Here is a 268-nt window from a genome sequence, read left to right as displayed (position 1 = left end):
CCGACCAGAAAGAAAGGCGCAGGGATCGCGATTGACGCAGCTCGCAGAGCGGAGCCTTTACCTCGGGATGCAGGTCGGTGTACGGAAGCAGGTCGGTGTGCCGATAACGGTTCCGGTCCCGGCATCAGTGCTCTTCAAAGTCGAGGCTGACAGAATTCATGCAGTAACGCAGCCCTGTTGGCTGACGGGGAGCATCGTCAAAGACATGACCCAGGTGAGAATCGCAGCGAGCGCACCGCACCTCCGTGCGCACCATGCCGTGTGAACG

1 protein-coding gene is annotated in these 268 nt (G+C 60.4%); it reads right to left on the bottom strand.

Going from position 1 to position 268, the window contains the following annotated elements; all coding sequences use genetic code 11:
* Positions 1-124: 124 nt before the first annotated feature.
* A partial coding sequence (locus QP415_RS11910) for a peptide-methionine (R)-S-oxide reductase (protein WP_285100219.1) occupies positions 125-268 on the bottom strand: 144 nt, incomplete at its 5' end.

Origin of the sequence: Pauljensenia sp. UMB3104 (assembly GCF_030217285.1) — a bacterium.
Taxonomy (GTDB): domain Bacteria; phylum Actinomycetota; class Actinomycetes; order Actinomycetales; family Actinomycetaceae; genus Pauljensenia.
Note: the sequence above shows the minus strand (reverse complement) of the source record. Positions and strands in the feature narration are given on the sequence as shown.